This is a genomic window from Pseudonocardia sp. T1-2H (assembly GCF_038039215.1).
Taxonomy (GTDB): domain Bacteria; phylum Actinomycetota; class Actinomycetes; order Mycobacteriales; family Pseudonocardiaceae; genus Pseudonocardia.
The window spans coordinates 4211929-4234855 of the sequence record NZ_JBBPCL010000001.1 but is presented as its reverse complement, the minus strand read 5'-3'; the positions used below and the strand labels follow the sequence as shown (position 1 = coordinate 4234855).

Here is a 22927-nt window from a genome sequence, read left to right as displayed (position 1 = left end):
CCGTTCGTCCGAGCCAGGCCTTTCGTCGAGTGCAAGGGAGCATTCCGTGGTCAAGAGCTGGATCTTCGACATCTTCAACTATCCGCACTCGCCGGACCCGGCCGACTTCGACCCGCAGAAGTGCCAGGAGCTCTACGACTGGCACTTCGAGTCGTGGCTCAAGGCCGACGAGCAGGGTTACGACGGGATCTTCTTCAGCGAGCACCACTTCACCGCCTACAACGTCAGCCCGTCACCGAACCTGCTGGTGGCGACGATCGCGCGGCTGACGCGGAACATGCGGCTCGGGGTGATGGCCAACATCATCCCGTTCCACGACCCGCGCCGGCTCGCCGAGGAGGCGGCGATGCTCGACTACCTCACCGGTGGCCGGCTCGAGGTGGGCATGGGCCGGGGTGTCGACGAGCAGGAGTTCCTCCGCCAGGGCATCCCGATGGAGGAGACCCGGCCGCGCTTCGAGGAGGGCATGGAGCTCATCCACACCGCGTGGCACAACCCGACGTTCACCCACCACGGGCGGTTCTGGGACTACGAGGACGTGAGCATCTGGCCGCGCCCGATCCAGCAGCCCAACCCGCCGGTCTGGATCACGGCCCTGAGCCCCGCGACCGTCGAGTGGGCGGGCCGCAAGGGCTACAAGATGGGCCACACGTTCCTGCCGATCGGCGAGACGAAGGACATGTTCGACCGCTACCGCAAGTCCGCGGCCGACGCCGGCAACTCGACGAGCGCGGACCAGCTCGCGGTGATGCGCAACATCTTCGTCGCGGACTCCGACGAGCAGGCGCGGGACATCGCCGAGCCGGCGCTGGACCACCTCTTCGCGCTGTTCAAGGAGCACGCGATCTTCGACGACCTGGACGACGTGCCGGCGGGCTACGAGTACTACTCGTCGTTCTTCCGGCCCTTCACCTCCGGGCCGATCAGCTGGGAGGGCCTGCAGCAGGCGGGCATCGTCTGCGTCGGCTCGCCCGAGACGGTGCGCGACCAGCTCGTCGCCCAGGCCGAGACGCTGCAGTGCGGCAACATCATCTTCTGGGGCTCGTTCGGCACCCTGACCAGGGAGCAGACGCTGCGCTCCTACGAGCTCTACAGCCGGGACGTCATCCCCGCGCTGAAGTCGCTCGACCTCGACTGATCGGGTACCGGTGCGCGTCGGGGTGGGGCTGCCCGCCGCCGTCCCCGGAGCGGGGCCCGAGCAGATCCTCGGCTGGGCGCGGCGGGCGGAGGCCGCCGGGTTCTCCAGCCTCGCCGCGCTGGACCGGGTGGTCTACGCCAACCACGAGCCGTTGCTCACCCTGGCCGCCGCGGCGGCCGTCACCGAGCGGATCGCCCTGGCCACCCATGTGCTGCTCGGCGCGACCCGGGAGCCGGCCCTGCTGGCCAAGCAGGCGGCGACCCTCCACGCGCTGTCCGGGGGGCGGTTCACCCTCGGGCTGGGGGTGGGCGTCCGCCCGGCGGACTACACGGCGACCGGGACGGCGTTCGCCGGCCGGGGACGGCGGCTCGAGGACGTCGTCGACGCCCTGCGGCACACATGGGCGTCGGCAGGACCGGCCGGGACCATCGGGCCGGTGTCACCCGGTGGTCGGCCCGGCCTGGTCCTGGGTGGCCGCTCGCCCCGGGCGCTGGACCGCGCGGCCCGGCTCGGCGACGGCTGGGTCGCGGGGAGCACAGGCTTCTTCGCCGAGGGGGCGGCCGTGGTGCGCAAGGCGTGGCGGCGGCACGGCCGCGACGGGGAGCCGCGGCTGCTGGCGGTGGGGTATGTCGCGCTCGGCGCGGACGGCCCCGCGCAGGCGGAGCGGTACCTGCCGGAGTACTACGGGGTGACTGCCGAGGCGGCCACGAGCCTGGCGTCCACCGCGCTGACCACGACCCGAGCGGTGCGGGAGACGGTGTGCCGGCTTGTGGGGGAGGGCTGCGAGGAGCTCGTCCTCTACCCGTGCGGCGCTGATCCGGACCAGGTCGGCCTGCTCGCCGACGCGCTCCGGTGAGGCCGCGACGCTCAGGGCTCGACGCCGTCGGCGGCCCGGGCCGCCGGCTCCCAGATGATCTCGAGCGTGCTGATGATGTGGGCCTCGGTCTCCTTGCGGGCCGCCGCGCCGTCGCGGACGCGCAGCGCCTCGAGGATCTGCTCGTGGTCGGCATGGCGCTGCTCGAGCGCGTGCGACAGCGGGGTGAGGACGCCGTTGGTGTTGATCAGGAAGTCGCTCAGGTCCCACATCCGCTGGACGGTGACGGCCATGACCGGGGACCCGGCCATCTCGTGCACGACGCCGTGGAAGGCGCGATTGTGGGCCCGGTACCCGCGGCTGCGCTCCGTCGGGTCGTCGACCGAGCGCAGGGCGTCGATCCGACCCTCGACGGCGGCGAGCCGGTCGAGCTGGGCGTCCGTCCGGCGGCCGGCCGCGATCTCGGTGATCGTGCCCTCCATCGCGCCGAAGAGCCGGAAGAAGTCCTCGACCTCCTGGTGCGGGTAGCTGCACACCTGGCAGCCGACCTGCGGGATGATCTCCACGAGACCCTCGCCGGAGAGCCTGCGCAGTGCTTCCATGACCGGTTGCTTGCTGACTCCGAACTCGGTCTTGAGCGCCTCGACCTGCAACCGTTCGCCCGCGGCGAAGACGCCCTCGAGCAGCCGCTCCTTGATCTGGGCGTAGACCAGCGAGCCGAGGCCCCGCGCGTTCGGCCGACGGCCCGGGCCGAATCCCGAACCGGGCCAGCTGCCCTCGTCGCCGTTCATGGCCATCCTCGCAGCTTATCGGGGCCGGCCGGGACGGCAGCGGCCCGCCGCCCCGGCCCCGTCCGCGTCGTCCCCGCAACGGACCTTGTCCGCGGCTGTCCGCGCACCCTAGAATCCATTGGAACGCTAGAATGCTAGCAGGGAGTCAACGATGACGCTTGCGTTGTGCACGACGTCGCACACCCCGCTCATGGGCAAGGCCGAGCCGGGCGCGGACGTCTCCGCCCGGGTCGCGGCCGCGTTCGACGAGGCGCGCGCCTTCATCCGTGACTACGACCCCGAACTCGTCGTCCTCTTCGGACCGGACCACTACAACGGCTTCTTCTACGAGGTCATGCCGCCGTTCTGCATCGCCGCGGACGCCGAGTCCGTCGGCGACTACGGGCTGCCGAAGGGCCCGCTGCCGGTCGACGCGGAGGCCGCCCGGCACATCGCCGCGCAGGTGCTGGCCGACGGGCTGGACATCGCGGTGTCCGAGCGCATGCAGGTCGACCACGGGTTCTCCCAGCCGCTGCAGCTGCTCTTCGGCGCGATCGACGCCGTCCCGGTCGTCCCGGTCTTCCTCAACTGTGTCGCCGAGCCGCTCGGTCCGGTGGCCAGGGCGCGGCTGCTGGGCGCCGCGGTCGGCCGGGCCGCGGCGTCGCTCGACCGGCGTGTGCTGGTGATGGGCTCCGGCGGTCTGTCGCACGATCCGCCGGTGCCCCAGCTGCGAGGCGCCGCGCCGGAGGTGAGCGAACGGCTGATCTCGGGGCGCAACCCGACGCCGGAGGAGCGCGCGCAGCGGGAGGCGCGGGTCGTCGGCGCGATCGCCGCCTTCGCCGCCGGTGAGTCGGACCTGATGCCGCTCAACCCGCAGTGGGACGCCGAGCTGATGGCCCTGCTCGCCTCGGGGGACCTCGAGCGCCTCGACAGTCGGCCCAACGACTGGTTCGTCGAGCACGCGGGCCACTCCTCGCACGAGGTGCGCACCTGGATCGCCGCCTACGCCGCGCTGGGCACGGCGGGCGACTACCGCGTCGAGACCTCCTTCTACGAGGCGATCCCCGAGTGGATCGCCGGCTTCGGGCTCACCACGGCCCGCACCGTCCCTGCCTGACACCCCGACCCCGAGAGAGGCCGTCATGGAGCTCGATCCCCGCCGGACCGCATTCATCGCGGTGCACTACCAGAACGACGTGATCACGAACGAGGGCGCGTTCGGCGCGTTCTTCGCCGAGCAAGCCATCGCGGGCGGCGTCGTGCCGACCACGAAGACGCTGCAGGAGGCCGCGCGCGCGGCCGGCTCGACGGTGGTCTTCACCCGGGTCGCGTTCCAGCCCGGCTACGGCGACCTCGTGGGCAACTTCCCGCTGCTCGCCATGGTGGGCCAGCAGGGATGCCTGGTCGACGGCACCTCGGCGGCGGCGATCGTCGACGAGCTGGCGCCGCAGGACGGCGACATCGTCGTGACCCACCAGCGGGTCAGCGGGTTCGTCGGCAGTGAGCTGGACACCGTCCTGCGCGGCCGGGGCGTCGAGACCGTGGTGATCACCGGGGTCGCCACCAACATGTCCGTCGAGAGCACCGCGCGCAGCGCCGGCGACCTCGGCTACCGCACGATCGTCGTCTCCGACGCGTGCAGTGCCGCCGCGCCCGAGGTGCACGAGGCGTCCCTGGCTAGCCTCGGCATGCTCGGCGAGGTGGTCACCGCCGCCGACGTGCTGGCCGCGCTGAAGGCCGAGGTGAGGGCCGCATGAGCCGGCCGTCGATCTGGTCCGCGTTGGCCGGGCTCGAGTTCACCGTCCGCTACGTGCAGGTCGGGGAGTGGCGCACGCGGGTGCTGGAAGCGGGCGAGGGCGACGCGCTCGTACTCATGCACGGCACCGGTGGCCACATCGAGGCCTACGCGCACAACCTCGTGCCGCTCTCGCAACACTTCCGCGTGATCGCCTACGAGTACCCGGGCCACGGGTGGACCACCCACGCCACCCGCGACCTCGAGCTCCCGGACTACGTCGAGCACCTCGACGGCCTGCTCGACGCGCTGGACGTCGAGCGCGCGCACCTGTCCGGGGAGTCGCTCGGCGGCTGGCTCGCGCTCAAGTACGCGGCCGCGCATCCGGAACGCGTCGGCCGGGTGCTGCTCAACACGCCCGGCGGCACGATGGCGACCCCGGAGGTGATGGAGCGGATCCGGAGCCTGTCGCAGGCCGCGGCCGACGACCCGAGCCACGAGCGGATCCAGGCCCGGCTGGAGTGGCTGATGGCGGACCCGTCCTCGGTCACCGAGGAACTCGTCGACATCCGGCGCACGATCTACGCCCGGCCCGGTTTCGCCGAGTCGATGCGGCACCTGCTGTGCCTGCAGGACCCGGAGATCCGGGCGCGCAACCTCGTCACCGACGAGGAGCTCGCCGCCGTCGCCGGTCCGGCGATGGTGGTCTGGACCAGCGACGACCCGTCGGGCCCCGCGGCCGCAGGCATGGCCATGGCGGAGAAGATGCCGGACGCGCGGTTCGAGGTGATCTCCGGCGCCGGGCACTGGCCGCAGTGGGAGCAGCACGAGGTCTTCAACGCCCTCGCCGTGGACTTCCTGACCGGGAAGCGGGACTGATGGCACTGTTCGCGGTGGTCTGGCGCTATACCGAGGACACGACCCTGATCGACGAGGTCCGCCCCCTGCACCGGGAGTACCTGGGCGAGTTGGTGCACCGGGGCGTCGTCCGCCAGGCCGGGCCGTTCGGGGACGGCTCCGGCGGGCTGCTCGTCTACGACGTCGCGGACGAGCAGGAGCTGCGGAAACGGATCGACGAGGACCCGTACAGCCGGCGCGGGGTCATCGTGGAGAGCCGGTCGTGGCCGTGGACGCCGGTGTTCGGGCCGCTGACGACCTGATCCGGGGTGGCCAGCACCCATGTGCGTGGGGGAGTTGGCCCCCAGGATCGCGTAGGGACAGCGGGCTGGCCCGGTCACGGCGAGGCCGGGCAGGCTTCCGGACAGCCGAAACGTCGGTTTTCCTCACGAGAGCAGGCCACCGACATGACCGTCCTCCACCTCGCCACAGCGGGCCCCACCGGTGGCGCCGTGTCCCTCGACGCCTACCGCGACAGGCGGGCGGGGACATCGCGCGACGAGGCGGCCGGCATCGCGCGCTCCGTCCACAACACCACCGCCCCGCTGCTGGCTGCGCTGGAGGGCGCCGTCTCCGCGGCGGCCGCGGACGGTGCCAACGACACCGGCGCCCGCCGGGTCGCGGACGCGCTCCGCGACGCCCGGATCGCCCTCGACCTCGCCGTCCTCGCCGCCGGCCGTGCCCTCGCCGACCGCGAGGTGCACATCCGGCCGGGGACCGGCTGAAGGCGGGCCTACCCCGCCGAGACGGGCTTCGCGTTGCCGGCGATCAGGTTCCACATCCCCTGACCGGCGTCGGACACGGTCCCGTTCGGCCGCGTCGCCGCGGCCACCGTCCAGACGAGCGAGGCGTTGTCGATCGGCACCAGCGCGATGGGGACGCGGGTGGCGATGGCGAGCGGACGGGGCACGATCGCGAGGCCGAGACCGTGCGCGACGAGCTCCAGGAGCGAGCCGATCTCGTTGCACGTGACGCGCACGTTCCGGGGGATCCGCGCGGTGACGAAGGCGTGGTCGGTGACCTGACGGGCGGCGAGGGCGGGGTCGAAGTCCACGAAGGTCTCGTCGGCGAGCGCGCGCAGCTCGACGGAGTCCCGGCCGGCGAGACGGTGCCCGAGCGGGCAGGCCAGGACCATGGGGTACGTCGCGAGCGGGGTGAGCTTCACGTTGTGGGGCGGCTCGAGCGGCATCGTGACGAACGCCAGCTCGAGGCGGTTGTCGACGAGGTCCGCGAAGAGCTGCAGCGGCATCCCCACGGTCACCGCGACGTCGACGTCCGGGTTCTGGGCGGTGAACCGGCTGATCAGGGCCGCGAGGTCCAGGCCCGCGAAGGACGGGATCGAGCCGACGTAGAGGGTGCTCTTGGTGACCCCGGGCCCCCCGCGGATCTGCGTCTCGACCGCTTCCAGGGTGGCCAGGGCGCGGCGGGCGCCGGCGTAGAGCTCCCGGCCCGCGTCGGTGAGTTCGGCGCGCCTGCGGCTGCGCACGAACAGTTCGGCGCCGAGCTGGTGTTCGAGGATGCGGATCGACGACGACAGACCCGGCTGCGAGATCCGGAGCTGCTCGGCCGCGGCGGTGAAGGTTCCGACGTCCGCCACCGCGAGGAAATGCCGCAGCTGACGCGTCTCCATCCATAACTCCTTCTTATGCTCAACCGAGAATAACTGTATTGGACGTCTCTTATCTATGTGAAGCATCCTCTCCCCACGCAGGGCCGCACCGGTGGGACTCCGGCCTCGCCCGGCGCGCTGGCATCGGTGAAGGAGAAGGACATGGGGATCGGCCCGGAGGCTCCGGCGAGCCTCGACCTGGACGGACTGCTCGTCGGGCTGCCGCCCGCGGGTGCGTGGACGTGCCTGGTCGAGATCGACGACGTCGCGTTCGGCCTGCGGTGTGACGGCTCCGCGACGACCGTCGTGCCGGTCACCGGCATCAACGACAGCTGGGACTTCGAGTTCGCCGTCGGTGCGGCGGACTGGTCCGCGTTCTGCAGCGTGCCCCGGCCGCGCGGGTACACCACGGCCCAGGCCATGGTCGCCACCTCGGGAGCCCGGCCCGTCCGCGGCGACCGTGCGGTGTGGGCCCGCGCCGCGGTCGTCGTCGACCGCGTGCTGGACGCGCTTCGCGACGCGTCGACGACGACGTCCGCGGCGGTCCGCAACCCGGAACCGCCGGAGAGCCCTCTGGGGCTGAGCCCGATCGTCGGCAGGTACCTCACCGTGGAGGTCGACGGGACCAGGCAGCGCCTCTACCACGAGTCGGCCGGTACCGGTCCCGCACTGCTCTGTCTGCACACCGCGGGAGCGGACTCGCGGCAGTTCCGCTACCTCCTCGAGGACCCCGAGCTGACCGCGCGGTGGACGGTGATCGCCTTCGACATGCCGTGGCACGGCCGCTCCGAGCCCCCCACGGGATGGCAGGAGGAGACCTACCGGCTGACGACGGACACCTATGCGGCGACCGTGCTCGCCGTCGTCGACGCGCTCGAGCTCGAGCGTCCGGTCCTCGCCGGCTGCTCGATGGGCGGGGCGATCGCGCTGTACCTGGCGAGCACGCACGGCGACCGGTTCACCGGGGTGTGCGCGCTGGAGGGCGGCCTCGGTAACCCCTCCCGGTTCGTCGAGTGGACCAACCGTGGCGACGTCGACCACTCGCGGTTCCTGACCAGCTGGGTCGGGGGCCTCATCGCGCCCGCGAGCCCGGCCGGCCCGGCCGCGCAGACGCTCTGGGGATACGCCCAGTCGGGACCCGGGGTCTACCAGGGGGACACGTACTTCTACTCGCAGGACCTCCCGCGCCACACCGAGGCGCTGCAGCCGGCCGGCTGCCCGCTGTACGTGTTCAGCGGCGAGTACGACTACTCGGCTACCACCGAGATGAGCCGCGAGGCCGCGACGCGCCTCGGCGGGCACCTCGTCGAGATGCCGGGCAAGGGGCACTTCCCGATGTCGGAGGACCCGGTGGGCTTCGCCGGGCACCTCTATCCCGTGCTCGACCTCCTGCACGACAAGTACGAGCGCTGACCGAACCTCACGGCCGCCGGCCGGGCGCGAGCCGGACCCGGTGCCGACGGACACGGAACATCCCAGAGAAGTGGTGAACCGCATGACCCTCGACCCCCACGCCACGGGCGTGCCGCCCGTGGAACCGGACCGACGACGCCGCCTCGTGGCCGCGGGCATCGGCAACTTCATGGAGTGGTTCGACTTCGCCGTCTACGGGTTCTTCGCCGTGGCGATCGGCGCGAACTTCTTCCCCAGCTCCAACCCGACCTCGTCGCTGCTCTCGACGCTCGCGGTGTACGGCGTGGCGTTCCTGATGCGACCGGTCGGAGGGTTCGTGATCGGCGCCATCGGCGACCGGCGCGGCCGCCGCTTCGCCCTGATGCTCTCGGTCGTCCTGATGGGCGTCGCGACGGCGCTCATCGCCCTGTTGCCGACCTACGCGATGGTCGGGGTGGCGGCCCCGATCCTGCTGGTCCTGCTGCGTTGCGCACAGGGGTTCTCCGCCGGGGGCGAGTGGACGGGCTCGGCGGCGTTCCTCGTCGAGAACGCCCCGCCGCACCGGCGCGGGCTCACCGCGAGCATCGTGCCCACGACCGCCGCACTCGCGGTGGCGGCCGGGGCGGCGGCCGCACTCGTCATCCAGAGCACCGTCGCTCCCGCCGACATCACCAGCTGGGGCTGGCGGCTGCCGTTCCTGGCGGCGTTCCCGCTGACCCTCGTCGGCCTCTACATGCGCATGAAGCTCGAGGACACGAAGGTCTTCCGGGACCTCGAGGCGCAGGGCGCGGTGGTCGAGGCGCCGATCCGGGCGGTCGGGCGATCCGGCGGCAGGAGCGTCGCGATCTCCTTCGCCCTCTCGGCGATCACGGTCCTGGGCTTCTACTACATCGCGACCTACGTCACGACCTTCCTGACCACGACGGCGGGCATGCCGCGGCTGTCCGCGCTGGTCGTGGTGGCCGTCGGCGCGGTGATCTACGCGGCCTTCTGCCCGCTGATGGGCGCGCTCTCCGACCGTGTGGGCCGCCGCCCGGTCTCGCTCGTCGGGGGAGCGGGTCTGGCGCTGTTCTCCGTCCCGGCGTTCCTGCTGATGGCGACCGGCGATCCCGTGGTGGCGGTCCTCGGCGTGGTGCTGTTCGGCCTGTTCGAGGCGATGCACAACAGCACGACCACCGTCATGCTGATCGAGTTGTTCCCGGCCAGCACCCGGTCGACCGGCAGCGCCATCGGCTACAACCTCGGCGCCGCGGTCGTCGCCGGTCCCGGCCCGCTGATCGCGGCCGCCCTGGCCGCGGCCGGCGTGGGCGTCGGCCTGCCGGCCGCCTACATCGCCGGGGTCGCCCTGGTCTGCACCGTCATCCTCTGGTTCGTCCTGCCGGAGACCAGGTGGCGCGACCTCGGCCCGGACCTCACCGGGGCGGCACCGAGCACCGTCGGCCGGCCGGCCGCCCGGCCCACCACCAACGCCTGACCGAACCCGGGGATCACCGTGCATCTCATCCGAGCGCGTGCCGGCCGCCCGTCCGCGCAGCGCACCGACACCTTCACCGGCACCGTCTGGGGAGACCCGGTCTCCGCGGCCGGCGACGACCCGGTGGCGAACACCGTGGTGTTCGCCCCGGGAGCCCGCACCTACTGGCACCGCCACGAGGGTGGACAACTCATCCTCGCGACCGCCGGAACGGGCTTCGTCGTCCGCGACGACGGCCACGGCGGCGCGCTCCATTCCGGACAGAGCGTCTGGACGCCGGGCGGCGAGATCCACTGGCACGGAGCCGGACCGGACAGCCTGCTCACGCACACGGCGTTCTCGTTCGGACCCACCGAGTGGCTCCACGAGGTCAGCGACGAGGACTACGAGCGCGGGGTTCGGGAGGCGTCGTGGTGAACGACGAGACCTACCGGGAGGGCCTGCGGATCCGCCGCGAGGTCGTCGGCGACGAGTACGTCGACGCGGCGCTGGCGAACGCGGGCGACCTCGGCGCACCCCTGCAGGACCTGGTGACCGAGTACTGCTGGGGCGCCGTCTGGGGTCGCCCCGGCCTCGAGCGCGCGACCCGCAGTCTGATCAACATCGCGATGATCTCGGCCCTGAACCGGCCGCAGGAGCTGCGCACCCACGTCCGGGGAGCGCTGCGCAACGGCTGCACCCCGGAGGAGATCCGCGAGGTCCTGGTCCAGGTGGCGGCCTACTGCGGATTCCCGGCAGCCCTCGACGGGTTCCGGATCGCGCAGGAAGTCATCGCCGCGGCCGACGGCCGCTGACCGGTCGAGGAGGACATCCGCCATGGAACTGGGTTTCGTCGGGCTGGGTCGCATGGGTGCGCCCATGGCCGGCCGGCTGCTCGACGCAGGTCACGATCTCGTCGTCCACGACGTCGACCCCGGGGCGGTCGAGCGCCTGACCGCCCTGGGCGCCGGGGCCGCGGCGTCGGCCGCCGAGGTCGCGGACCGGGCCGAGCTGGTCCTCACCAGCCTCCCCACCCCGGAGATCGTCCGCGAGGTCGTCCTCGGCGCGAAGGGCCTCGCCGCCGGCGGCCGGATCCGCCACCTCGTCGAGCTTCTCGACGACCGGCGCCCCCACCGCGCGGTCCGTCGCCGCCGAGCTGGCCCGGCGCGACGTCGTCGCGGTGGACGCCCCGGTCAGCGGCGGGACGGGCGGCGCGGCGAAGGGCACCCTCGCGATCATGGTCGCGTGCCCTGCGGACGCCCTCGCCGTCGTCGAGCCGCTCCTCGCCCATCTGGGGCGCGTCTTCCACGTCGGCACCGAACCCGGCCTCGGCCAGGCCATGAAGCTGGTCAACAACTACCTCTCCGCGGCCGCCCTCGCCACCACGTCCGAAGCCATGGTCCTCGGTACCAAGGCCGGCCTCGACCCACGGACGATGATCGACGTCCTCAACGCCGGATCCGGGCGCAGCAGCGCCACCCAGGACAAGTTCCCCCGGTCGGTGCTGCCGCGCACGTTCGACCACGGCTTCGCCACCGGGCTCATGGAGAAGGACCTACGGCTGTTCGCCGAGGAGGCCGCCGGTCTGGAGGTGCCCCTCCGGGTCGGTTCGGCCGTCCGCCAGATGTGGCAGCAGGCCAGCAGCGAGCTCGGGCCGGCCTCGGACTTCACGAGCATCGTCCGGCTCGTCGAAGGCTGGGCCGGGGTCGAGGTGCGGGACGACAGCGGCGGGTCCGCCGGATGAACGACGACACCTACGACGTCCACGCGATCCGCTACGGGCGGGTCGACCGGACGGCGGCGGAGAACTTCCTCGGGCCCTGCGCGTGGGACGGGCCGATGCCGATGGACTACTTCGTCTGGGTCGTCGCCAACCGGCAGCGCACCGTCGTCGTCGACACCGGGTTCGGGCCCGACCAGGCCCGGCTCCGTGGCCGGACGATCACCCGGCCGGTCCCGGACGGACTGCGCGCCGTCGGCGTGGACCCGTCCCAGGTGGACGACGTGGTCCTCACGCACCTGCACTACGACCACGCCGGCAACCTCGGCCTGTTCGACCGCGCCACTTTCCATGTCCAGGAGCGGGAGGTGCACTTCGCCGTCGGCCCGGCGATGACGGACCCCGGACGATCCTCCGCCTACGTCCCGGACGACCTCGCCGCGCTGGTCCACCTCGTGCACGGCCGGCGGGTGCACTTCTGCGGTCCGGACGAGGAGCTCTTCCCCGGCATCAGCGTCCACCTGGTGGGCGGGCACACGGCGGGCACCCAGGTCGTCCGGGTCCGGACCGCCGGGGGCCCGCTCCTCCTCGCGTCGGACGCCGCGCACTTCTACGCCAACATGCAGCAGCGGCGCGTCTTCGCCGTCACCCACGATCCGGAGCAGCTCCTCGACGCCTACGCGCGTCGCCTCCCGGGACTCGTCGACTCCCCCGAGGACATCGTCCCCGGCCACGACCCGCTGGTCCTCCACCACTATCCGCCCGCGGAGCCGCACCTCGACGGATGGGTGGCACAGCTGAGCGCGGGGTTCCGGATGCGCAGCGACGAGCGTTGACCGCCCTCGACGTTTCCCGGGCGAGCGGCCGTGCCACTCTGCGGGTCAGGACACTCTGCGAGGACGGCGGTGCGGGATGGACGACCGGGGATCTCCGGTGCGGCGGACCGACGGTGATCCCGGGCGCCCGGCGTCGCGATCCGCGATCCGCCGCCGGCGTCGACGGCTGGCCGACGAACGGGCCGAGGCCGCGGTGTACCGCGACCTCGCCGGCCGCCGGACCGGGGAGGACCGGGAGATCCTCCTCGAGCTGGCCCGCGCCGAGGAACGGCACGCCGCGCACTGGGTGCGGCTGCTCGGGGACGATCCCGGCCGGATCCCGCCCGGCAGCCTGCGCAGCCGGCTGCTCGCGTTGCTGGCCCGCCGGTTCGGTTCGGTGTTCGTGCTGGCGTTGGCCCAACGGGCCGAGAGTCGCTCGCCGTACGCCACCGACCCGGAGGCGACCGCGGCGATGGCGGCCGACGAGCGGGTGCACGAGGAGGTGCTGCGGGGGTTGGCGGCCCGGGGCCGCGCCCGCGTCTCGGGGACGTTCCGGGCGGCGGTCTTCGGGGCCAACGACGGGCTCGTCAGCAACCTGGCGTTGGTCCTGGGCGTCGCCGGCGCCGGGGTGACGGCGACCAGCGTCCTGCTCACCGGGCTGGCCGGGCTGCTGGCCGGCGCGTTGTCGATGGGGGCGGGGGAGTTCGTGTCGGTTCGCTCGCAGCGGGAGCTGCTCGCGGCGTCCGCGCCGGCCCTGCACGACGCCCCGCAGGTGCTGCCCCACCTCGATCTCGACGAGAACGAGCTCGCCCTGGTCATGCGGGCACGCGGGCTGTCCGCCGACGAGGCCGTGCGCCGGTCGCGGGAGATGCTGAGTACCTACGACCCCGCGGTCCCGCTGCGCACGGGGGCTGCCGAGCCGGAGCACGAGGCAGTGGGCACGGCGCTCGGCGCGGCCGCGTCGAGCTTCGCGTTCTTCGCCTCCGGTGCCCTCGTGCCGATCCTGCCCTTCCTGTTCGGGCTCACCGGGCCCATGGCCTTCGTGGTCTCGGTGGTGCTGGTGGGGCTCGCACTCCTCGGGACCGGCGCGACGGTGGGCCTGCTCTCCGGAGGGCCGCCCTGGCGACGGGGGATCCGCCAGCTGCTCATCGGCGCCGGTGCGGCGGGCGCGACCTACGTCCTCGGGCTGCTCTTCGGCGCCACCCTGGGCTGACCGGAGCGCCTCCCGGTGTCGAGGGGGCTATCCGGACCCCGCCGGGATCGCGCCCGCCTGGTCAGCCGTCGCCCGCCACCACGGAATCCCGGGTCGCCTGCTCGAGGAGCTCGAGGACGTGCCGGTAGGGCCGGCCCGTCGCGCGGGTCATCCCCAGCTCGCAGGTGCGGTTGCAGGACGCGTAGCCGTCGAAGGACCGGCCGGCCAGCTCCGTCGCCTGGGGCAGGGTGGCGGCGGCGGTGAGCTCCCGGGTGGAGGAGCCCACGGTCCCCGGCGAAGGCGCAGCAGCCCCAGCTGTCCGGCACGGTGACCGAGGCGGCGACCGCCGCGGCCACCTTCCGGAGCGGCTCGGTGAGGCCCATCCGGACGGCCGAGCAGGTCGGGTGCAGGGCGAGCGAGTCCAGGGGAGCGGTGATGTCCAGCCGGTCGAGCAGGTGCTCGGCGGTGAACTCGACGGCGTCGACGACCCGCAGCGCGGCGTACCGCGCGTCGTCCGCGGTCTCGATCATGTGCCGCAGGCCCTCCGTGCACGACGAGGCGTCGCCGACGACGGGCAGCTCGCCGCCCCGGGTGGCCTCCCACAGGGAGGGCAGCACGCGACGGGCCATCTCGGCGTAGCCCGCGGTCATCCCCTTGGACTTCCACGGGGTCCCGCAGCACAGCGACGCCAGGCGGGCGGGCCGGGTGAGCGTGACACCCGCCCGGGCGCACAGCCGCTCGAACGCCGCGGCGGCACCCGGCTCGCCCTCGTCGTCCCGGTCGCCGGTGGCGCCGAACATCGTGCCGGTGCACGAGGCGAACAGGACCGCGTCGGCACCGGGCCTCGGCTCGTCGGTCCGCGGCCGGCCGCCGTCCGGCAGCTCGGGGGACCACAGCGGCAGCGTGTCGGGGTCGACCACCCGACGAGCGGCGCTGTTCGCCGTGGTGACGACGCGGTCCGGCAGGGCACCCGCCACGGTCAGGGCCGCCGCGGCGGCGCGGGTGGTGCCCGCCCAGTGCCGGGCGGCGGCCGTCCAGCCGCGGGCCGCCAGCGGGCCGGCCTGCTCCGCGCGCAGGCGCTTGACGAGGTCGCCGGTGTTGATCAGGACCGGGCAGGCGGTCTGGCACATGCCGTCGACGGCGCAGGTGTCGACGGCGTCGTAGCGGTACTCGCGCTCCAGCTCGGCGAGCAGTGCGGTGTCTCCGGCGACCCGGGCCCGCTGGATCTCCCGGCGCAGCACGATCCGCTGCCGGGGGGTGGTGGTGAGGTCGCGGCTGGGGCAGACCGGCTCGCAGAAGCCGCACTCGACGCAGCGGTCCACCTCCTCCTCGACGGCCGGTGCGCTCTTGAGGTGCCGTAGGTGCCCGCCGGGATCGTCGCCGATGACGACGCCGGGGTTGAGCACGCCGCGCGGGTCGCACAGGGCCTTGATCTCGCACATGACCGCGTAGAGCTCGTCGCCGTACTGGCGGCGGACGAACGGTGCCATCATCCGGCCGGTGCCGTGCTCGGCCTTCAGCGATCCGCCGTGGCCGAGGACGAGCTCGACCATGTCGTCGGTGAAGCGGGCGAAGCGGTCGAGCGGGGCGCCGTCGCCGAGCCGCTCGGTGAGCATGAAGTGGATGTTGCCGTCCTTGGCGTGGCCGAAGATGACGGCGTTGTCGTAGCCGTGCCGCGCGAACAGCGAGGTGAGCGTCTCGCAGGTGGGCAGCAGGGCGGGGACGGGGACGACGACGTCCTCGAGCAGTGCGGTGGTCCCGGTCGGACGCGCCCCGGCGACGGTCGCGTAGAGGCCCTTGCGGATGTGCCACAGCGCGGCGCGGGCCGCGGGATCCGCGGCGAGGGTGCGGGGGCCGGCCACCGGGAGGGCCCCGAGCACGCCCCGGGCCGAGCCGGCGAGGGCGTCGGCCTCCTCGGGGGTCTGCGCCTGGTACTCGACGAGCAGCGCGGCGTGCCGGTCGACGGAAAGCCCGCGCAGCATCGCGTCGGCCTGCGGGTCGGCCTGGCTCACCCGCAGCGAGGTCGCGTCGAGCAGCTCGATGGTGGTGGCGTCGGTGCCCACGATGGCGGGCAGGGCGCCGGTGGCGGCGGCGAGGTCGTCGAAGACGAGCAGGCCGGTGCGGGCGTGGGGGAGCAGCGGCACGGTCCGCAGGACGATCGAGGCGATGAACGCGAGCGTGCCCTCGCTGCCCACGACCAGGTGGGCGAGGACGTCGACCGGCCGGGTGTGGTCGAGCAGCGAGTTCAGCCCGTAGCCCATGGTGTTCTTCATCGAGAACTGCTGCTCGACGCGCGCCCGCAGGACGGCGTCGTCGCGGACCCGGTCGCGCAGCTTGCCCAGCCCCTCGTGCAGCGCCGGTTCGAGGGCGTGCAGGCGTTCGTCGGCGTCCGGGGCGCCGGTGTCGACGACGGTACCGGACGGCAGCACGAGCACCAGCGAGTCGAGGGTGGCGTAGCTGTTGGCGACCGTGCCGCAGGCCATGCCGCTGGAGTTGTTGGCGACGACGCCGCCGAGGGTGCAGGCGCTCTCGCTGGCCGGGTCCGGGCCGATCTTGCGGCCGAACCGGGCGAGCCGGGTGTTGACCTGCCGGACGGTGGCGCCCGGGCCGACGCGGACCCGCGCCCCGCCGTCGAGGACCTCGACGTCCCGGAAGTGCCGGCGGGTGTCGACCAGGATGCCGTCGGTGCCGGCCTGCCCGGACAGGCTGGTGCCGCCGGAGCGGAACGCGAGCGGGACCCCGGTGGCGGCCGCGTCCGCGAAGAGCCGGCCGACCGCGGCGGCGTCGGCCGGGACGGCGACGGCTTCCGGGACCAGCGCGAAGTGCGACGCGTCGCGGGAGTACGCGAGCCGGTCGCCGATCCGGGTGCGCAGCATCGTGGCCGGCTCTGCCATGGTCGTGCTCCTCGGTCGAAGGGCCGTCGGCGGATTCTCCCCCACGGCGCCGGGGCGGTGGCCCTCCCTCTCAACCTGCGACACGACTACTAGAACGTCCCGGGGTCCAGCCCCAGTGCCTCCGCCAGGTCGGCGAGCGCCTGGACCTCGTCCGTCACCTTGATCGCCCGCATGCCGAGCGCGGCCGCCGGCTTGCAGTTGATCCCGAGATCGTCGAGGTAGACGCACTGGTGCGGGCGCACGCCCAGCGCCTCGCACGCCAGCGCGTAGATGCGCGGATCGGGCTTGCGGATGCCGATCCTGCTGCTCTCGACCACGTGGTCGAACCGGGCCATGACCGCGGCGACCGCCTCCGCCTTCTCGGCGGTGGCCGACATCTGCGCGCCGTGCCCGGACGGCACGTTGTTGGTGATGCACCCGACGCGGTAGCCGTGGATCTTCAGCCACTCGATCGCCGCCACCGTGCGCGGCCGGATGTCTCCCGAGAGCAGCGCCAGGACGTCGCGCCCGGGCAGGTCGTACCCCAGCGCGCGGGCCTCCTCCGCGAAGAGCGTGTCGAACCGGGCCCCGTCGATCTCCGCCCGCTCGAACAGCGCCCAGGCGTTGCCGTCCGGGTTCGCAGTGTTGATCCTGCGCACCAGGTCGTGCGGCAACCCGCGCTCGGCTTCCATCCGGTTGAACGCCTCGAAGGGCGAGGAGGTGACGACCCCGCCGAAGTCGAAGATCACGGCCGAACGGTCATTCATGTGGGCCGGGCACTCCTCGTCGTAGGGCCCGCCGGTGGACCGCGCTGGTGCGGACCCGGCCGCCGGGCCTGCTCGTCGGCCCGGACGCTACCGAGTCGTCGATCGGCCCGCAGGGGCCCGTCGCACGGCGATGTGCTGCTTGCGCGTCCGCGGCACGTCCCCGACGCTGGATCTGCGGCCGGGCCCGGCGTGGCGGCGGGAGGATTACCGCAGCCGCCCCCGGTTGTTGCACCTGCCGACACAGGGAAGGGAGAAGCACATGAGCGACTCGAAGAAGGCGATCCTCGCCGGAGGGTGCTTCTGGGGGATGCAGGACCTCATCCGCAAGCGCCCGGGCGTCGTCTCCACCCGCGTGGGCTACACGGGCGGGGACACGCCGAACGCGACGTACCGCAACCACGGTTCGCACGCGGAGGCCATCGAGATCACCTTCGACCCGGCCGTGGTGAGCTACCGGGACCTGCTGGAGCTGTTCTTCCAGATCCACGACCCGACGACGCGCAACCGCCAGGGCAACGACGTTGGGACCTCGTACCGGTCGGCGATCTACTTCCTCGACGACGAGCAGCGCCGCGTCGCGGAGGACACGATCGCCGACGTGGAGGCCTCCGGCCTGTGGCCGGGCACGGTCGTCACCGAGGTGGCTCCGGCGGGGCCGTTCTGGGAGGCCGAGCCGGAGCACCAGGACTACCTCGAGCGGTACCCCTACGGGTACACGTGCCACTTCCCCCGCCCGGAGTGGGTGCTGCCCCGCCGAGCGGAAAGGGTCGCGCGCTGACCTGACGATCGCCGGAGCCGGGCCCGATCCGCGCGAGTCCGCGGCGGGCCCGGCGCCCGGTCGGATGCGTCCGTGGGAGTTGGTCCGTCCGGGTGTCCCGGGTATGTCGTTCCCGCGGGGCGCCCCGTGCCGGCCCGTAGAGTCCGGGCCTTCGCCCGGTCCTTCTGGAGGTCGTCTTGCTCGCGCGCACGCCGCTTTTCGGTGGAAAGAACCGGATCACCTTTCGCCTCACGAACGACGAGCCCGCCGGTCCGGTCAGCGTCGTCGGAGACTTCAACTCCTGGGAGCCCGGACGGCACGAGCTGATCCCGCGGCGCAACGGCAGCCGCAGCGTCTCGGTCGTGCTCGCGCCGGGGGAGCACCGCTTCCGCTACCTCGCGAGCAACGGGGTGTGGCTCGACGACGAGTCGGCCGACGTCGTGGACGCGCACGGCAGCGTGGTCCGGGTCCTCCCGCGTTCCTGACCCCGGTGCGGTGCCGGTACCGCCGGCACCGCACCGCGGAGCGGGACCGCCGGGCGCCTCGTCGCGCGCGGGTCCCGCTTGAAAAGGCCTGGTCGGGGTATACGGCCGCATGACGCAGGACGTCCCCATGAACGCTTCCGGTCCCGTCTCCGGTGCCGAGACGGTCGACGCGGTGGTGATCGGTGCCGGCCACAACGGGCTGGTCGCCGCGAACGTCCTGGCCGACGCGGGCTGGCGGGTGGTCGTCCTGGAGGCGTCCCCGGCCCCCGGCGGCGCGGTGCGCAGTGCCGAGCTCACCGTGCCGGGTTTCGTGTCGGACGTCGCCAGCGCCTTCTACCCCCTCGGCGCGGCCTCGCCGGTGCTGGCCGAGCTCGACCTGGAGCAGCACGGGCTGCGGTGGCGGCACGCTCCCGAGGTGCTCGCCCACGTCACGCCGGACGACAGGTCGGTCGTCCTGTCGCGTGATCTGGAGCGGACCGCGGCGGCGGTGTCGGCGTGGGCGCCGACGGACGGCGCGGCCTGGGTGGCGATGGTCGAGCAGTGGCGCCGCATCCGCGACGACCTGCTGGAGACGTTCCTGCGGCCGTTCCCGCCGGTGCGCGCCGGGTCCCGGCTGGCCCGGCGGCTCGGCCCGGCCGAGGGGCTGCGGCTGGCCCGCATGATCACCCTGCCGGCGCACCGGTTCGGCGAGGAGAACTTCCGGGGCGACGGCGCGCGGCTGCTGCTGGCGGGCAACGCGATGCACACCGATCTGGGTCCGGATGCCGCGGGCGGGGCGGTGTTCGGGTGGCTGCTGTCCATGCTGGGCCAGGACGTCGGGTTCCCGGTCCCGGCCGGGGGAGCGGGAAACCTGACCGACGCCCTCGTCCGCCGGCTGACCTCCCGCGGCGGCCGGGTGGACTGCGACCGTCGGGTCGCCGAGGTCCTGGTGCGCGGCGGCCGGGCCGTCGGGGTCCGGGACAGGGCGGGGAACCCGGTGCGCGCCGGGCGTGCGGTGCTCGCGGACGTCACCGCCCCCGTGCTGTACCGCGAGCTGGTCGGGGAGGAGCACCTGCCTCCCCGGTTCGTCAGCGACCTGGACCGGTTCGAGTGGGACGTCTCCACCGTGAAGGTGGACTGGGCGCTCGAGCACCCGATCCCGTGGACCGCGCCCGGCGTGGACGGGGCGGGCACGGTGCACCTCGGCGCGGACCTCGCCGGGCTGCGGGGCTTCGCCGCCGACCTGGCGGCGGGCCGGGTGCCGGAGGAACCGTTCCTGCTGCTCGGGCAGATGACCACCGCGGACCCGTCACGCTCGCCGGCCGGCACGGAGTCCGCGTGGGCCTACACCCATATCCCGCGCGGGGCGGGGTGGGACGAGGAGACCGTCGGCCGCTACGCGGACCGGATCGAGCGGACGATCGAGCGAAACGCGCCCGGTTTCCGGAGCTCCGTGCTGGCCCGCTACGTGCAGGGCCCGCGTGACCTGCAGGCCGGCAACCCCAGCCTGGTCGACGGCGCGATCAACGGGGGCACCGTCGCGATACACCAGCAGCTGTTCTTCCGTCCGGTCCCCGGGCTGGGGCGGGCCGACACGCCCGTGGAGGGTCTGTTCCTCGCGGGGTCGTCCGCGCATCCGGGTGGCGCGGTCCACGGTGCGCCGGGCGCGAACGCGGCTCGCGCCGCCCTCGCGGCCTCGGGCCGCGGCGGCCGGATCTACCGCTCGGCCGTCCGCCGGATACAGGACCGCCTCTACCGCTGAGCGCCCCTGCCGTCGACGGCGTCCGCTGTCGCCGCCTTGGCGCAGGCGAGGAAAAGGGGCCCGAGGAGTCGCGACGGACATGCGCGAGCTTCACCGTTCGCTCGCCCTCGGTGCGTGGGGCGTGGCGCTCGCCGCCCCGGGCCGCAGCATCGCCCGACCAGGGTGTCGACCAGGCCGCTGGACAGCCCCGGGGGGCGACCGACCAGGACGACGCCAACGTCTCGCCGGTGACCCGGTTCGACCCGGCCGTCAACGCGTAGGACATTGCCGGCCTGGGCAGCTTCCTCGACGAGGGCTCCAAGGACCAGGGCATCCGCCGGGACGATCGGTCGACAGCCACACCGGGCAGGGCAAGAAGGCCGCGACCGCCGGTCCTGCGTCACGCCTCCGACGAGGCGAGCGGCGGCGCGGCTCGCGTCGGGTCGGAGGGCCGGCGGCTCAGGGCTGCACCGTGTTGACGATCTTCTCGATGGTCGCGGGATCCGCATTCTGCTGCTGCAGCACCTGGCGCAGCTTGGTCATGTTCGGGTCGTCCGCGGGGTACGGGGCGTTGTTGAGGATCACCTGGGCCCACTTCTGCGGGTCCTCGACGCCGTTGGCGCGCAGCGCCGCCGCGATGTCGTCCTCGGACGAGGACCCGATCGGCACACGCGGCGACACTCCTGCCGACCCGGCCACGCTGGTCCGGTTCTGGACGCCGGGCTGGTCCGAGCCGCTCCGCGAACCGCCCGTGCACCCGGAGACCGAGACGCTCAGCAGGATCGCGACCACAACGGCCCAGCGTGCCGACGCTCGATTCGCCTGTGTCATTTCAGGGCGGTACCCGCGGCGCCCGAGGCCAACCGCCGGCCGACCGCGCGTCAGTCGGTCGTGATCCGCTTCCCCGTCCGCACCCAGGTGATCCCGACGACGAGCGCCAGCGTCGTGCCGGCCGCGGCCACCCCCGCCGCGATCTTTCCCGCGTGCCGGGCCCTCGCACTCATCTGCGCGCGCACGAGCAGCAGCCCCTCGCCGAGCCGGTCGAGGCTCTCCGCGAGCTCCGTCCTGGCCTGCGCGACCTGCTCCTCGCGGCCGTCCTGCATGTCCCGGACCCGGTCCCGCAGTTCCTTCGGCGACAGGACGGTGCCATCCACGACCGGCCGAGGGCCCGTCTCGAGCTCGCGGTTCCCCACCGTGTCCACCTGTGCCTCCTCGAGCCCGCCCGACCCGGTCCTCATCGGACCCTGCGCCCACCGGCCGCGGGGGCGGTGGACGCAGGGTCCATCGAACACCGGCGGGTCCTGTCAGGACACGGTCGAAAGGAGGGGTTCGCCTCAGCGGGTGCCGGCGGGGGAGCCCAGAGGGGTGTCCTGCTCCTGCTCCGAGGTCTCGTAGAGGTCCCGGCGGAAGCGCTCCTTGATCGTGAAGACCGCGACGAAGGTGATCGCGGCGGTGGCGACGATGTAGAGCGAGACCGACCAGGCCGTCCCCGTCGCGGCGAGCAGCGCCGTCATGATGAACGGGGCGAGGCCGCCCGCGAAGACCGACGCGAACTGGTAGCCCAGCGAGGCGCCGGAGTAGCGGATGTCCGCGGGGAACATCTCGGCGTAGAGCGCCGCCTGTGGCCCGTACATCGTGGCGTGGATGGTGAAGCCGATCAGCAGCGCGATCAGCACCAGCGGGATCGAGCCGGTGTCGATCAGCCAGAACATCGGGAACGCGAACAGCGCCATCAGCACGGTGCCGGTGAGGTAGAGCCGCTTGCGGCTGCCCATCCGGTCCGACAGCGCGCCGAAGAACGGCATGCTGACCACCTGGGTGGCGCCGGCGATCATCACGCAGACCAGGATCTGCGTGCGACTGAGCCCGACGTGCTTGGTCCCGTAGTCCAGCATGCCGCTGATCAGGATGTAGAAGGTGGCGTTGACGACGAAGAACGCGCCCGCGGCCTGCAGGATCTGCCGCCAGTACCTACGGATCGCCTCGGACAGCGGGGCCTTGCGGAGCCCGGCCTCCTGCTTCGACTCGGCGGTGCGCTTCTGCATCTCCCGGAACACCGGGGTGTCCTCGATCTTGAGCTGCACGTAGATGCCGATGACCACGAGGACCAGACCGGAGAGGAAGGGGATGCGCCAGCCGTAGCTCGCGAACGCCTCCTCGCCCATGTTCGCGGTGAGGACCAGGAAGAACAGGTTGCCCGCGACGGCGCCGAAGATCGAGCCGGTCTGGATGAGGCTGCCGTAGAACCCGCGCTTCTCGACGGGCGCGTGCTCGGTGAGCAACAGCGCCGCGCCGCCCCACTGCGCGCCGACGCCGAGACCCTGCACCAGCCGGGCCAGTACCAGCAGGATCGGAGCCCACGCGCCGATGGCCGCGTAGTTCGGCAGCACGCCGATGGCGAAGGTCGCCAGCCCCATGACCAGCATGGCGGCGACGAGCGGGGGCTTGCGGCCGAACCGGTCCCCGACGTGCCCGGCGATGATCCCGCCGAGCGGGCGGGCGAAGAACCCGACGGCGAACGTCGCGAACGACGCGAGGGTGCCGGCGACGGGGCTCGCCGCGGGGAAGAACTGCTTGCCGAGGACGAGCGCGGCGGCCGTCGCGTAGATCAGGAAGTCGAACCACTCGAGGGCCGTGGCGAACACCGCCGCTGCCGCGAGCCTGCCCATCCTCTTCGGAACTACGGGAGTGCTCTGGTCCATGTTGTCCTACCTCCGGGGCCGCTGCAGTGCGGTACGAACGATCGTTCATACCGTAGGTCGCGGCGTCGTCGAAGACAAGAGAGATCTT

The 22927-nt window shown here is 73.0% G+C and carries 24 protein-coding genes and 1 pseudogene; 18 read left to right on the top strand and 7 right to left on the bottom strand.

The features are described from left to right. The first annotated feature begins 46 nt into the window (after positions 1 to 46). Positions 47 to 1138 carry an LLM class flavin-dependent oxidoreductase gene (locus tag WBK50_RS20800; protein ID WP_341337199.1) on the top strand — a complete coding sequence of 364 codons (1092 nt, stop codon included), beginning with the start codon at positions 47 to 49 and terminating at the stop codon, positions 1136 to 1138. Between the two features lie 10 nt (positions 1139 to 1148). Further along, on the top strand, positions 1149 to 1994 hold the full coding sequence (locus WBK50_RS20795; protein ID WP_341337198.1) for an LLM class flavin-dependent oxidoreductase: 846 nt from the start codon (positions 1149 to 1151) through the stop codon (positions 1992 to 1994). An 11-nt stretch (positions 1995 to 2005) separates the two neighbouring features. On the opposite strand, the gene WBK50_RS20790 is transcribed toward WBK50_RS20795, so the two are convergent. Beyond that, positions 2006 to 2749 carry a GntR family transcriptional regulator gene (locus tag WBK50_RS20790; protein WP_341337197.1) on the bottom strand — a complete coding sequence of 248 codons (744 nt, stop codon included), beginning with the start codon at positions 2747 to 2749 and terminating at the stop codon, positions 2006 to 2008. A 145-nt stretch (positions 2750 to 2894) separates the two neighbouring features. Between WBK50_RS20790 and WBK50_RS20785 the strand changes: the two genes are divergently transcribed. The 5 genes from WBK50_RS20785 (at position 2895) to WBK50_RS20765 (ending at position 6079) form a co-directional block, all read left to right on the top strand. Next, positions 2895 to 3839, top strand: a complete 945-nt coding sequence (locus WBK50_RS20785; RefSeq protein ID WP_341337196.1) for a 3-carboxyethylcatechol 2,3-dioxygenase — start codon at positions 2895 to 2897, stop codon at positions 3837 to 3839. A 25-nt stretch (positions 3840 to 3864) separates the two neighbouring features. Further along, positions 3865 to 4479 (top strand): cysteine hydrolase family protein, encoded by a 615-nt coding sequence (locus WBK50_RS20780; RefSeq protein ID WP_341337195.1) that lies wholly within the window; start codon positions 3865 to 3867, stop codon positions 4477 to 4479. After that, positions 4476 to 5336, top strand: a complete 861-nt coding sequence (locus WBK50_RS20775) for an alpha/beta fold hydrolase (protein ID WP_341337194.1) — start codon at positions 4476 to 4478, stop codon at positions 5334 to 5336. Before WBK50_RS20780 ends, WBK50_RS20775 begins: the two co-directional genes overlap by 4 nt. Then, on the top strand, positions 5336 to 5617 hold the full coding sequence (locus WBK50_RS20770; protein ID WP_341337193.1) for a YciI family protein: 282 nt from the start codon (positions 5336 to 5338) through the stop codon (positions 5615 to 5617). The genes WBK50_RS20775 and WBK50_RS20770 overlap by 1 nt, the downstream gene beginning before the upstream one ends. A 144-nt stretch (positions 5618 to 5761) precedes the next feature. Beyond that, complete coding sequence (locus WBK50_RS20765; protein ID WP_341337192.1) at positions 5762 to 6079, top strand: hypothetical protein; 318 nt, start codon at positions 5762 to 5764, stop codon at positions 6077 to 6079. An 8-nt stretch (positions 6080 to 6087) separates the two neighbouring features. On the opposite strand, the gene WBK50_RS20760 is transcribed toward WBK50_RS20765, so the two are convergent. Next, positions 6088 to 6984: a LysR family transcriptional regulator gene (locus tag WBK50_RS20760; RefSeq protein WP_341337191.1), complete on the bottom strand. Its 897-nt coding sequence runs from the start codon at positions 6982 to 6984 to the stop codon at positions 6088 to 6090. A gap of 57 nt (positions 6985 to 7041) precedes the next feature. Here WBK50_RS20760 and WBK50_RS20755 point away from each other — a divergent pair, with 57 nt between their 5' ends. From WBK50_RS20755 to WBK50_RS20720, 8 genes and pseudogenes are all read left to right on the top strand, one after another. Continuing rightward, on the top strand, positions 7042 to 8376 hold the full coding sequence (locus WBK50_RS20755; protein WP_341337190.1) for an alpha/beta fold hydrolase: 1335 nt from the start codon (positions 7042 to 7044) through the stop codon (positions 8374 to 8376). A gap of 82 nt (positions 8377 to 8458) precedes the next feature. Continuing rightward, positions 8459 to 9829 carry an MFS transporter gene (locus tag WBK50_RS20750; RefSeq protein WP_341337189.1) on the top strand — a complete coding sequence of 457 codons (1371 nt, stop codon included), beginning with the start codon at positions 8459 to 8461 and terminating at the stop codon, positions 9827 to 9829. Between the two features lie 18 nt (positions 9830 to 9847). Further along, entirely contained in the window at positions 9848 to 10246 is a 399-nt protein-coding gene (locus WBK50_RS20745) for a cupin domain-containing protein (protein WP_341337188.1), read from the top strand. Further along, positions 10240 to 10623 carry a carboxymuconolactone decarboxylase family protein gene (locus WBK50_RS20740; protein ID WP_341337187.1) on the top strand — a complete coding sequence of 128 codons (384 nt, stop codon included), beginning with the start codon at positions 10240 to 10242 and terminating at the stop codon, positions 10621 to 10623. The genes WBK50_RS20745 and WBK50_RS20740 overlap by 7 nt, the downstream gene beginning before the upstream one ends. A gap of 22 nt (positions 10624 to 10645) precedes the next feature. Then, a pseudogene (locus tag WBK50_RS35235) lies at positions 10646 to 10834 on the top strand (NAD(P)-binding domain-containing protein); the annotation flags it as partial. Positions 10835 to 10964: 130 nt separating this feature from the next. Further along, positions 10965 to 11552 (top strand): NAD(P)-dependent oxidoreductase, encoded by a 588-nt coding sequence (locus WBK50_RS20730; RefSeq protein ID WP_341339468.1) that lies wholly within the window; start codon positions 10965 to 10967, stop codon positions 11550 to 11552. Further along, positions 11549 to 12364 (top strand): N-acyl homoserine lactonase family protein, encoded by an 816-nt coding sequence (locus tag WBK50_RS20725; RefSeq protein ID WP_341337185.1) that lies wholly within the window; start codon positions 11549 to 11551, stop codon positions 12362 to 12364. Before WBK50_RS20730 ends, WBK50_RS20725 begins: the two co-directional genes overlap by 4 nt. Before the next feature lie 97 nt (positions 12365 to 12461). Further along, positions 12462 to 13556 (top strand): VIT1/CCC1 transporter family protein, encoded by a 1095-nt coding sequence (locus tag WBK50_RS20720; RefSeq protein ID WP_341337184.1) that lies wholly within the window; start codon positions 12462 to 12464, stop codon positions 13554 to 13556. On the opposite strand, the gene WBK50_RS20715 is transcribed toward WBK50_RS20720, so the two are convergent. Together WBK50_RS20715 and WBK50_RS20710 are read right to left on the bottom strand one after the other, a co-directional pair. Next, complete coding sequence (locus tag WBK50_RS20715; protein WP_341337183.1) at positions 13517 to 16429, bottom strand: FAD-binding and (Fe-S)-binding domain-containing protein; 2913 nt, start codon at positions 16427 to 16429, stop codon at positions 13517 to 13519. The genes WBK50_RS20720 and WBK50_RS20715 overlap by 40 nt on opposite strands. Before the next feature lie 89 nt (positions 16430 to 16518). Beyond that, entirely contained in the window at positions 16519 to 17175 is a 657-nt protein-coding gene (locus WBK50_RS20710; RefSeq protein WP_341337182.1) for an HAD-IA family hydrolase, read from the bottom strand. Positions 17176 to 17434: 259 nt separating this feature from the next. Here WBK50_RS20710 and msrA point away from each other — a divergent pair, with 259 nt between their 5' ends. From msrA to WBK50_RS20695, 3 genes are all read left to right on the top strand, one after another. Beyond that, on the top strand, positions 17435 to 17953 hold the full coding sequence (gene msrA, locus WBK50_RS20705) for a peptide-methionine (S)-S-oxide reductase MsrA (protein WP_341337181.1): 519 nt from the start codon (positions 17435 to 17437) through the stop codon (positions 17951 to 17953). A 176-nt stretch (positions 17954 to 18129) separates the two neighbouring features. Next, positions 18130 to 18417 carry an isoamylase early set domain-containing protein gene (locus WBK50_RS20700; RefSeq protein WP_341337180.1) on the top strand — a complete coding sequence of 96 codons (288 nt, stop codon included), beginning with the start codon at positions 18130 to 18132 and terminating at the stop codon, positions 18415 to 18417. A 127-nt stretch (positions 18418 to 18544) separates the two neighbouring features. Next, complete coding sequence (locus WBK50_RS20695) at positions 18545 to 20158, top strand: phytoene desaturase family protein (protein WP_341337179.1); 1614 nt, start codon at positions 18545 to 18547, stop codon at positions 20156 to 20158. Between the two features lie 438 nt (positions 20159 to 20596). Here WBK50_RS20695 and WBK50_RS20690 read toward each other — a convergent pair whose 3' ends face one another. The 3 genes from WBK50_RS20690 to WBK50_RS20680 form a co-directional block, all read right to left on the bottom strand. Then, positions 20597 to 20968: a hypothetical protein gene (locus WBK50_RS20690; protein ID WP_341337178.1), complete on the bottom strand. Its 372-nt coding sequence runs from the start codon at positions 20966 to 20968 to the stop codon at positions 20597 to 20599. Between the two features lie 50 nt (positions 20969 to 21018). After that, positions 21019 to 21339, bottom strand: coding sequence for a hypothetical protein (locus WBK50_RS20685; protein ID WP_341337177.1), 321 nt, complete (start codon positions 21337 to 21339; stop codon positions 21019 to 21021). 132 nt (positions 21340 to 21471) lie between these two features. Continuing rightward, positions 21472 to 22806 carry an MFS transporter gene (locus WBK50_RS20680; protein WP_341337176.1) on the bottom strand — a complete coding sequence of 445 codons (1335 nt, stop codon included), beginning with the start codon at positions 22804 to 22806 and terminating at the stop codon, positions 21472 to 21474. Positions 22807 to 22927 lie beyond the last annotated feature (121 nt).

Excerpts from the sequence above, each read along its gene's own strand:
- WBK50_RS20790 (WP_341337197.1), bottom strand. The coding sequence starts at position 2,749 with ATGGCCATGAACGGCGACGAGGGCAGCTGGCCCGGTTCGGGATTCGGC.
- WBK50_RS20785 (WP_341337196.1), top strand. The coding sequence starts at position 2,895 with ATGACGCTTGCGTTGTGCACGACGTCGCACACCCCGCTCATGGGCAAG.
- WBK50_RS20780 (WP_341337195.1), top strand. The coding sequence starts at position 3,865 with ATGGAGCTCGATCCCCGCCGGACCGCATTCATCGCGGTGCACTACCAG.
- WBK50_RS20775 (WP_341337194.1), top strand. The coding sequence starts at position 4,476 with ATGAGCCGGCCGTCGATCTGGTCCGCGTTGGCCGGGCTCGAGTTCACC.
- WBK50_RS20770 (WP_341337193.1), top strand. The coding sequence starts at position 5,336 with ATGGCACTGTTCGCGGTGGTCTGGCGCTATACCGAGGACACGACCCTG.
- WBK50_RS20765 (WP_341337192.1), top strand. The coding sequence starts at position 5,762 with ATGACCGTCCTCCACCTCGCCACAGCGGGCCCCACCGGTGGCGCCGTG.
- WBK50_RS20760 (WP_341337191.1), bottom strand. The coding sequence starts at position 6,984 with ATGGAGACGCGTCAGCTGCGGCATTTCCTCGCGGTGGCGGACGTCGGA.
- WBK50_RS20750 (WP_341337189.1), top strand. The coding sequence starts at position 8,459 with ATGACCCTCGACCCCCACGCCACGGGCGTGCCGCCCGTGGAACCGGAC.
- WBK50_RS20725 (WP_341337185.1), top strand. The coding sequence starts at position 11,549 with ATGAACGACGACACCTACGACGTCCACGCGATCCGCTACGGGCGGGTC.
- WBK50_RS20715 (WP_341337183.1), bottom strand. The coding sequence starts at position 16,429 with ATGGCAGAGCCGGCCACGATGCTGCGCACCCGGATCGGCGACCGGCTC.
- WBK50_RS20710 (WP_341337182.1), bottom strand. The coding sequence starts at position 17,175 with ATGAATGACCGTTCGGCCGTGATCTTCGACTTCGGCGGGGTCGTCACC.
- msrA (WP_341337181.1), top strand. The coding sequence starts at position 17,435 with ATGAGCGACTCGAAGAAGGCGATCCTCGCCGGAGGGTGCTTCTGGGGG.
- WBK50_RS20695 (WP_341337179.1), top strand. The coding sequence starts at position 18,545 with ATGAACGCTTCCGGTCCCGTCTCCGGTGCCGAGACGGTCGACGCGGTG.
- WBK50_RS20690 (WP_341337178.1), bottom strand. The coding sequence starts at position 20,968 with ATGACACAGGCGAATCGAGCGTCGGCACGCTGGGCCGTTGTGGTCGCG.
- WBK50_RS20680 (WP_341337176.1), bottom strand. The coding sequence starts at position 22,806 with ATGGGCAGGCTCGCGGCAGCGGCGGTGTTCGCCACGGCCCTCGAGTGG.